7 protein-coding genes are annotated in these 6,564 nt (G+C 73.1%); 4 read left to right on the forward strand and 3 right to left on the reverse strand.

All coding sequences use genetic code 11. From position 1 onward, the window contains the following. The 3 genes from ACTHJJ_RS03055 to tpx all read right to left on the reverse strand — a co-directional run. Window positions 1-609, reverse strand: a 609-nt coding sequence (locus tag ACTHJJ_RS03055) for a hypothetical protein (protein WP_440301463.1), incomplete at its 3' end; no start/stop codon positions are given. Between the two features lie 145 nt (window positions 610-754). Beyond that, on the reverse strand, window positions 755-1,765 hold the full coding sequence (locus tag ACTHJJ_RS03060) for a S41 family peptidase (protein ID WP_440301464.1): 1,011 nt from the start codon (window positions 1,763-1,765) through the stop codon (window positions 755-757). Between the two features lie 35 nt (window positions 1,766-1,800). Next, complete coding sequence (gene tpx / locus ACTHJJ_RS03065; RefSeq protein ID WP_440301465.1) at window positions 1,801-2,292, reverse strand: thiol peroxidase; 492 nt, start codon at window positions 2,290-2,292, stop codon at window positions 1,801-1,803. 67 nt (window positions 2,293-2,359) lie between these two features. On the opposite strand from tpx, the gene ACTHJJ_RS03070 reads away from it, so the two are divergent. The 4 genes from ACTHJJ_RS03070 to ACTHJJ_RS03085 all read left to right on the forward strand — a co-directional run. Beyond that, on the forward strand, window positions 2,360-3,031 hold the full coding sequence (locus ACTHJJ_RS03070; protein WP_440301466.1) for a ceramidase domain-containing protein: 672 nt from the start codon (window positions 2,360-2,362) through the stop codon (window positions 3,029-3,031). A gap of 9 nt (window positions 3,032-3,040) precedes the next feature. Next, window positions 3,041-3,436 carry an ankyrin repeat domain-containing protein gene (locus tag ACTHJJ_RS03075; RefSeq protein WP_440301467.1) on the forward strand — a complete coding sequence of 132 codons (396 nt, stop codon included), beginning with the start codon at window positions 3,041-3,043 and terminating at the stop codon, window positions 3,434-3,436. Between the two features lie 5 nt (window positions 3,437-3,441). Beyond that, window positions 3,442-3,705: a hypothetical protein gene (locus ACTHJJ_RS03080; protein ID WP_440301468.1), complete on the forward strand. Its 264-nt coding sequence runs from the start codon at window positions 3,442-3,444 to the stop codon at window positions 3,703-3,705. 49 nt (window positions 3,706-3,754) lie between these two features. Further along, window positions 3,755-6,564, forward strand: a 2,810-nt coding sequence (locus ACTHJJ_RS03085; RefSeq protein ID WP_440301469.1) for an alpha/beta fold hydrolase, incomplete at its 3' end; no start/stop codon positions are given.

The raw sequence follows: 6,564 nt of genomic DNA on the forward strand, positions 1-6,564 counted from the left end.
TTCGTGCAGGAAGGGGGCGATGCCGGCGACAGCGCCCCAGTCGTTCGGTGACGCTATCTGCCGCAGGTCGATGACCCAGCCGCAGGAGACCTTGGGACGGGCCATGTCGATCGCCTCCGTGATCTGCGCCGCACGGGCGGAGGCGGCGGTCGGGTCCTGCTCGTCGGCGCTGACGATGACGACGCGGCCGATGCCTCCCGAGGCAGTGACAACGACGGGGAGCGCCTCCGCGGGCGGGATGACCTCCTCCGGAGCAGTGAACCGCGCCAGCGGCCCGGCGGCGCGCAGCAGTGCCACAGAGATTGCGGAATGGGTCTCCGCTGTGGAGCGGGCCGAGGTGACGGCGCTCATGGTGTCGTGCTCGATCTGGTCCCAGGTGCCCGCGTCCCTCATGAGGGCGTGTCGCTCGATGAGCCGCAGGGCCGCCTGCGCGTACTCCTCGGCCGGCGAGAGGGGTGTCGGCGAGGCGGAGGGGGTCGGTGAGGATGAGCGGGTGGAGCGGGCCGTCCCGGGCCCGGACGGGCTGAGCAGGACCATGGCGACGACGACGGCGGCGGCCAGCGATCCCAGGGAGAGCAGCGGGCGGCCCCATCGCCGGACGGTCGTCACGGGCCGAGCGTAGGGCACCCCAGGCATCGAGTGAGGGCTTAGTCGGCAGACTTCGCGGCCAGTCGACGGTTCACGAGGCCCAGTTGTGCTCTCGACCATCGAGGGGCCAGCCGCGGCTCCGTCTCCCGGCTCACCGGCTCCCGGCTCACCGGCGGCATTGGGACCGGAGCCACTGGTCGGCTGCCTGCTCCGGCGAGGCGGTCCGTACGTCGGGAGCGATACCCGGTGTGTAGGCCCAGCCGCCGACGTCGCTGAGCTGGGTGGTCGGGAGGACGAGCCGGGCGCCGTCGGACAGGGCGAACGTCTGGGTCGTCGGTCCGCCCCGGGTGGTGGCGCCGAAGGTGCGGGTGCGGGGACCCCGACGCAGGGCGAGGATGAGGCCCTCGCCGGCGCCCATCGTGCTCGAGGACTGAAGCACCGCCACGGGCAGCGTGTTCCGCATCGACGAGCGCCCGGACGAGGCGAGCGGCTGTCCATCGAGAAAGGCGGTTTCGGTAGCGAGCGAGACATGGAGGCTGTGCCCGTTGTGGTCCCTGAAGTCGAACACCCCGCCCGCATGGGAGAAGGGCTCGAGCGCGGCGAGAGCGCCCCAGTCGTACTCTGAGGTCGTCTCCCGCACGTCGACGAGCCAGCCGCACGAGACCCGCTGCCGGACGGCCGCGATCGCGTCCGAGGCTTGGGCCGCCCGGCGGGACGCGGCGTCGCCGATCAGCCCATCGATCGAGGGCACGGTGATACGTCCGATTCCCGCGGTGACCGAGGCCTCGACCGGTGTGGCGATCGGCGTCGGGGTGGCGTCCGACTCCGGCAGGAGGAGGCCCCGGGGACCGGTGGCGAGCACGAGTGCGCTGCTGATGGCGGAGTAGGTGTCGGTCGAGGTCTTGGCCGCGACGACCTGAAGCATGGTGTCATGCACGATGCGTGGCCAGGCCGTCTCGTCGAGCAGCAGGCCGCGCTCCCCGATGAGGCGCAGGGCCGCCCGGGTGTACTCCTCCGCCGGTGAGAGGACCGTGGGCGTCGGGGACGGGAGGACGACGGGCCTGGGCCGCGACGGGTTGAGCGTGACCATGGCGAGGCCCACCGCTGCCGTGATCGCGAGGAGCGACAGGAGGGGCCGGCGCCACGCCGGTCCGGTGGCGCCCGGACCAGGGCTCATCCATCGAGGGTAGAGCCCCGGCCGCGGGGCGCGGGTCAGTTCAGCGCGGCGAGGGCGGCGTCGTAGTCGGGCTCGGTCGTGATGTCCGAGACGAGCTGGCTGTGCAGCACGGTGCCGTCGACGTCGATGACGACGACGGAGCGCGCGAGCAGGCCCTTCATGCCGGTCCCGGTCAGCGTCACGCCGTAGTCCTCGCCGAATGTCGAGCGGAAGGCCGAGGCCGCCGTGACGTTCTCGATGCCCTCGGCACCGCAGAACCGCTTGAGCGCGAACGGCAGGTCCTCGGAGGCGCAGATGACCTCGACGTTCTCGAGTCCGGCGGCAAGCTCGTTGAACTTGCGGACGCTCGTCGCGCAGACACCGGTGTCGATGCTCGGGAAGATGTTGAGCACGACGCGCTTGCCCTCGGGACGGGTCACGTCCTCGAGGTCGGTCGTGGCGAGGGTGAAGTCGGGGGCGATGTCCCCGACGACGGGCAGGTCGCCGATCGTCTCGACGGGGGTGCCTCGGAGTGCAGTGGTAGCCATGCCTCCTTTCCTAGCAAAGGCCGGCGGCGCACCGAAGCAGCCATCCAGTGGGCGGTACGGTCACGTCATGTCCAGCGACGGCGCGACGTGCCTCGCGACCCGGTGCTTCTGCGAGGCGGTCCACACGACCGGACTCGCCCAGCCCATCAACGCCTGGACATCGCTCGCCTTCGCCCTGTCCGGCGTCGTCGTGCTCCTGCCGACGGGGGAGCCGGCGCACCGGGAGAGGATCCTGCGCATCCTCCTCGGCAGCGCACTGGTCGCGGTCGGGGGCGCCGGTTTCGCCTTCCACGCCACGCTGACCCGCCTCACCGAGTTCCTCGTCACCTGGACGATGGCCGCGCTCGCGACCGTCATCCTCGGCGGCGCCGTCGTCCGTCGCGGGTTCGGGCGGCCGCGGGTCGTCGTCCTCCTGGGCCTCGCCCTGCTCGCGATGCTCCTGCGTATCCTCTGGACCTGGCCGGGGACCCAACGCGTCGCCTTCGGAGTGCTGCTCGCGGTGGCGGTCGCCCTCGAGATCTCACGCACCCGCACGCCGGTGGCAACCTTCCAGCCCCAGCGCTGGCTGTGGGTGGCGCTGGGACTGCTGACAGCGGCATACGTCCTGTGGCTCCTCGACGCGACGGGGACCTTGTGCCGGCCGACGAGCCTGCTGCAGGCCCATGCCCTCTGGCAGGTCCTCGGAGCCGGGGCCGCCTGGTGCCTCTCTCGGCATTACGACGTGACGAGTCGTGCGTAGAGTCGGGGCATGACCGGAGCACCGCTCACCCCGGAGCAGCAGGCGCGCGTCGTTTCGATCGCGATGGACCTGGCACGCGAGGGCCGCACCGCCGAGCTCATGGAGTTCCTCGACCACGGCCTGCCGGTCGACGTCGCCGACCGCGAGGGCAACACGCTCCTCATGCTCGCCGCCTACCACGGGCACGGTGAGACGGTCGAGGCCCTCGTCGCCCGCGGCGCCGACGTCGACCAGCGCAACGACCGCGACCAGTCGCCCGTCGCGGGGGCGATCTTCAAGGGCGAGGAGGACGTCGTCCGGACGCTGGTCGCCGCCGGCGCCGACCTCGACGCCGGGACTCCGACCGGGCGGGCGACGGCCGGGATGTTCGGCCGCGAGCACCTGCTCCCCGACGAGGAGCGGTGACGCCCGTGGCCGCCCCGACCGAGCCGGCGACGACCGCCTGGCAACGCTTCCTCATCAACGTCATCGGCCTCGTCGGGCTCGTCTACGGCGGTCTCGCCGTGGTCTACTACCTGCTCGAGGTGAGCATGCTGTCCTTCGCCGCCGCGCCCTACGGCTGGCTCCGGCTCGAGGGCGGGATGCGGTATGTGCCGCCGGCGCTGGTCTTCGTGGTCTGCTTCGTCGTCGTCTGGGCGATCGAGCGGCGCGCGACCCGGGCGAGCGACCGCTGACCGGGGAGCGCTCGGACATTCCGGGGCGGCTCGTGATCTCATTGGTTGCGTGTCGCGCCTGGGCCCCACGGGGACGTATGCCGCTCACCGGGGTTTCCGAGGGATCGCCCGGGCCGCGCGGATGGCTGGCCTCGTCGCGGTCCTCTCGCTGGGGGGAACGGCTGCCGGTGCCGGGCTCGCCGGCCCCGCCGCGGCGGCTTCTGCCGGTGCCCAGGCGGGCGCGGTCGAGAGCCTGAGCGTCCCGGTCGGTGCGGAACCGGACGGCAGCGCCGTCTCGCTCGACGTGTCGGTCTACGGCCAGCCCGGTGGCGGCCGGCACCCCGCGGTGCTGCTCGCCCACGGCTTCGGGGGCACCAAGGTGTCGGTGGCCGGCGAGGCGGCCGAGCTGCAGGAGCGGGGCTACGTCGTCGTGACGTGGACGGCCCGCGGGTTCGGTCGGTCCGGGGGCCGGATCCACCTCGACGACCCGAAGTACGAGGTCGCGGACGCCCGCGCCCTCGTCGACCTCGCCGCGAAACGACCCGACGTGCAGCTCGACGCGCCGGGCGACCCCCGGATCGGCGTGATGGGCGCGTCCTATGGCGGGGCACTCGCGCTGCTGCTCGCCGGCAGCGACCCGCGGGTTGACGGCGTCGTCGCCGCCATGACGTGGAACGACCTGTCCCAGGTGTTCTTCCCTCAGGCGGCCGTGACCGGGCCGTCGTCGACCCCCGCCGGCCGCGCCGCGGTGGCGACACCGGGCCCCTTCAAGCAGGACTGGGCCACCAACTTCTTCATGGGCGCACTGTCACCGGCCGGGCTGAGCCCCACCACCCCGTCCACCCCCTCCTCGTCCGACGCCCCCTCCCCATCGGCGAACGGACCGCTCGCGGGTGAACAGGCAGGTACAGCGACCGGTTCGGCCACGAACGGCCCGCTAGGGGCGAAGAGTGCCGCCTCCGGAGCCACCGCGGGGGCGTGCGGCCGGTTCGACCCGACCATCTGCCGGCTCTTCGTCGAGACCGCCCAGACCGGGACCCCGAGCGAGCAGCTGCTCACCCTGCTCGGGGCCCACAGCCCCAAGGCCGTGGCGAACCGCATCACCGCCCCGACCCTGCTCATCCAGGGCATGACCGACTCGCTCTTCGGGCTGGACCAGAGCGATGCCACCGCCCGCGTCCTCGCCGGGCACGGCACCCCGCTCGCCCTCCGCTGGAGCGACGGAGGACACGACGGGCCCAGCTCGCGCCAGCAGGAGGAGAAGGACGCGTCGTTCGCGTGGCTCGACCACTGGGTCAAGGACCGGGCCAAGGCCGGATCGCCTTCGCCCACCGACGGTTTCGTCTACGCGACCGCCTCGACGAAGCGCAACCAGCCGGCGGACCTGTGGTCCCTGCCGGTCTATCCCGGCCTGTCGACGCCGACCTCGGACCCGGCTCCGGAGCGGACACAGACGCTGCCCCTCAGGAGCGATGGCGGTGTCGCCCTCCGGCCGCCCGGCGGTCAGCCCGCCGCGATGATCGCCGTCCCCGGCCTCGCCGCGCTCGGCAGCACCCTGTCGACCTACCAGCTCGCCGCCCTGCCGGGCCAGTCCGTCGCCCTCGATACCGAGCCGGTCAAGCAGGCCACGACGGTCGTCGGCTCGCCGACGATCCGGCTCTCGGTCACCTCGGACCAGCCGGTCGTGACGCTGTTCGCCTCGCTGTGGCGGGTCGCCGGAGGACAGCCGACCCTGCCGCACGCGCTCGTTGCGCCGATCCGCGTCAGGGTCACTCCCGGGCACGCCACCCCCGTCACGGTCTCGCTCCCCGCCGCGACCTATCCCATGCCCGCAGGCAGCACGTGGCGCGTGCTCCTCTCGACGACCGAGGCCAGCTTCACCAACGACCGCACCCCGGCGAGCGTCTCCGTCGAGGCGACCAGCGGGCTCGAGGTCCCCGTCGCCGACGGCGAACCGGCCGCCGGCGCCACCCGGGGCCTCGACACCGAGGACGGGATCGCCGTCGCCGCCCTCGCCGTCCTGCTCCTCGCCGGGGCCGCCGCCGGCTTCGTCCGTCGCCGGCGCCGCACGCACCAGCGGACCCGCCCCGACCTGACCGACACGCCCCTCGTGGTCGAGCATCTGGTCAAGACCTACTCCGACGGCCATCGTGCCGTCGACGACGTGTCGTGGCGCGCCGAGAAGGGCCAGGTCGTCGGCTTGCTCGGCCCGAACGGCGCCGGCAAGACGACGACGATGCGGATGGTCATGGGCCTCATCCGGCCCGACTCGGGCACGGTCCACGTCCTCGGGCAGCCGGTCTCCGCGGGTGCCCCCGTGCTGCGCCGCGTCGGGGCGCTCATCGAGGGCCCCGGCTTCCTGCCCCACCTCACCGGCCGCCAGAACCTCGAGGCCTACTGGGCGGCCACCGGCCGCGATCCCGCCGAGGCGCACTTCGACGAGGCGCTCGACGTGGCCGCCCTCGGGGGCGCGCTCGAGCGGCCGGTCAAGTCCTACAGCCACGGGATGAAGCAGCGGCTCGGCATCGCGCAGGCCATGCTCGGCCTGCCCGAGCTGCTCATCCTCGACGAGCCGACCAACGGCCTGGACCCGCCCCAGATCGCCGCGATGCGCCCGATCCTGCGCCGCTATGCCGAGACCGGGCGCACCGTCGTCGTCTCGAGCCACCTGCTCGCGGAGGTCGAGCTGACCTGCACCGACGTCGTCGTCATGCACGCCGGCCGGGTCGTCACGCCCGCCCGGGTCGCCGACCTCGTCGACAGCTCGGACACGACCGTCCTGGACCTCGCCGACGGCGCCGACACGGAGCGCCTCGCCACCGAGCTGGCCGAGCGCACCGGGATCACCGACGTCCGCGTCGACACCGACAGCCGCCTCGT

Source organism: Intrasporangium sp., from assembly GCF_051961875.1.
Taxonomy (GTDB): domain Bacteria; phylum Actinomycetota; class Actinomycetes; order Actinomycetales; family Dermatophilaceae; genus Intrasporangium_A.